Consider the following 2,583-nt stretch of genomic DNA (forward strand, 5'->3'; position numbering starts at 1 on the left):
GGTTCATGATCTATCCTAGTCTCTTGAGCCCCATCCAGCACAATTAGAATCTCAAAGGCATGGTGGGATTCTGTAGTCATGCTCCAATCGGCAGGAACGGTCTGTGTATGTGCGCCAAAAAAGCGTATATTCCAATCAATGCGCGGCAGCAGCAGCGTCTGTGCACCTGTGAGATAGCTATTCATATGTTTCAATTTGCAGCACCTGCCTTTGATTTGGGTAAATCTAGCCGTAATCATCCCATCGCATAAGTACGTTGGTAGTTATTATAATATACATAGACAACAGGAAAAGGGTAAAGAATATGGCTAAACAGCGAAGGGAAGCAGAGAAATGACGAAGATTAATAATCCTATAATCCCTGGAATGGCACCAGATCCCTCTATTATTAGAGTGGATGATGTGTATTATATTGCGACATCCACGTTTCATTGGAATCCCGGCGTTCAAATTTTCAAATCAACCGATTTAGCGAATTGGGAGCTGACTGCCTCCGTATTAAATAAAGGTGAAGTGAATTTGAGGGGGACCAATACTCCGGCCGGGATCTGGGCGCCGCATCTATCCTATGATTCTAGGGCGAACCGGTACTGGTTAGCTTATTCGCATATGTTGAACATGGCAGGCCGTGAATTCAACTCGGATTCCTATGCCATGTGGGCAGAAGATATCCATGGACCCTGGTCGGAGCCCATCTATCTGACATCTATAGGCTTCGATCCGGCGCTCTTCCACGATGAAGATGGCAAACACTATGTGTCCATCCTGGAATGGGAGACCCGTGAAGGGTATCAGGCACCTGGACATATTGTGATCGCTGAATTTGATTTGAATGACGGCAAGCCGGTTGGGAAGTGGCACCGGGTCACGCAAGGCTTCACCAGCCGCGGCTGTGCTGAAGCACCGCAGATCTATAAATATAGAGAGATGTACTATCTTTTATTAGCTGCGGGCGGAACTGGCTATGCTCATGGTGTGGAGCTGGGACGTTCGGAGAATATTTTTGGTCCCTATGAACCGCATCCGTCGGGAGAGCCGATCATCACCTCCTCGCCGCGCCATCTATTTTCACTTGGCAATCCGGATGCCGGGCATTTTGAGATGTATAATCCAAGTTCAATTATGCAAAAAGCAGGTCACGGCTCATTAGTGCAAACTCAAACAGGCGAATGGTATATTGCTCATCTCATGTCACGGCCTGTGGAAGGAACGCTCTTAAATCCATTAGGCCGTGAAACCTCTATTCAAAAAATGCATTGGACAGAGGATGGCTGGCTGGAAATGAAGGATGGATCGAATGTGGCGAAAATGGAAGTTGAGGGGATGACAGGTGTTGAATTAGAGGCCGATGGAATCTCTCATGACGTATTTGATGATTTTAATCAGGAGAAATATGATCTTCATTTTCTGACTCCGTACCGGGACCAGCAAGCGGCATGGGTGAATACGGTTGAACGTCCGGGTTACTTACGCATTCATGGAGAGAATTCTTTTTTCTCGCAGATCCATCCGGCTATTATGGCCACACGCGCAACTTCCCTTCATTATGAAGTTCAAACCAAGGTGGAATTTCATCCCGATCACTACTCGGAAACGGCCGGTCTGGGGCTATACTATGATTCGAATAATTGGCTGTACGTTCACTTGACCCACTCCGAATCAGAGGGTACCGTTCTATACGTACTTCAGGCCAAGCTGGGGCAACGCATTGAGCTGGTCCACCATTACATTCCAGTCCCTGAAGACACAGCGGAGCTCAAGATTATCTATCATTCAGGCATCGCGAGTATCCTTTACCGTTTCGGGGATAACGGGGATTGGCAAGCTTTTGTAGAAAACATTGATGTACTCTATCTGTCGGATGAAGGCGTGAACGGGGAGCCAGGGGAGATTGGCGGATTTACAGGCTTGTTCAATTTCATCGGTTCCGTTGATGCCCACCAGCATGACTCCTTCGCTGATTTTGACTACTATAGAGTGAAGAATTACTAGCCAAGGACGCCATACGTTCTTCCGCCCAGGTGTGCCCGGAGTGTGGTGAACTGGTGAAAACGCCGGAGATGGTGTACCTTAGTAGTATTAGTCTTTAGGAGTGGTGAATGGTTGTGAAGAAAAGTAGAAAAACCCCCGTGCTGGTCGCGGCTTCTATCCTGCTCATTATTGTCAGCAGCCTGATCCCCTCGGATCAGTCGACTTGGCTGGGGGCGTTACAGACCCTTCTGCTGGGAGCCGGACTGCTCGGCTGCTGTATGGCTTTTTGGCGGTTTGCCAAGGGCGGCAAGGGTGGTAAGGGCAAGAGCTGAGTTCTATGTACTGAACGGCCGGTGGAGACAGGATCACTGCATGGGATGGTTGAGCTATGTAAGGTGAGCCAAGCACTGTATGAGCGCTGGCGCTGAGAGTCAAGGACTAAGTCGCGGCGGATGCTGCGGCTTTATTTGATAGAATTTATATGTTTTGGGGTCCCCGCAAAAGTACCTGAGTCATCACCTACGCTAAAGCCCCACTTTGTGGGGGGATTTTGCGGACTCAGCGGCCCTTATTTTGTGAAAAAGACTGATTATCTTCCCGGTGCGGACTGAG

2 protein-coding genes and 1 pseudogene are annotated in these 2,583 nt (G+C 48.7%); 2 read left to right on the top strand and 1 reads right to left on the bottom strand.

All coding sequences use genetic code 11. The annotated features are described in order from the left end of the window. A pseudogene (locus MHH78_RS33875) lies at positions 1–194 on the bottom strand (AraC family transcriptional regulator); the annotation flags it as partial. A 139-nt stretch (positions 195–333) separates the two neighbouring features. On the opposite strand from MHH78_RS33875, the gene MHH78_RS33880 reads away from it, so the two are divergent. Both MHH78_RS33880 and MHH78_RS33885 read left to right on the top strand, forming a co-directional pair. Continuing rightward, positions 334–1,992, top strand: a complete 1,659-nt coding sequence (locus tag MHH78_RS33880) for a family 43 glycosylhydrolase (RefSeq protein ID WP_341170481.1) — start codon at positions 334–336, stop codon at positions 1,990–1,992. Positions 1,993–2,105: 113 nt separating this feature from the next. Further along, positions 2,106–2,303 (top strand): hypothetical protein, encoded by a 198-nt coding sequence (locus MHH78_RS33885; RefSeq protein ID WP_341170482.1) that lies wholly within the window; start codon positions 2,106–2,108, stop codon positions 2,301–2,303. Positions 2,304–2,583 lie beyond the last annotated feature (280 nt).

Source organism: Paenibacillus sp. FSL H3-0333 (genome assembly GCF_038002805.1).
In the GTDB taxonomy this organism is placed as follows: domain Bacteria; phylum Bacillota; class Bacilli; order Paenibacillales; family Paenibacillaceae; genus Paenibacillus_AQ; species Paenibacillus_AQ silagei.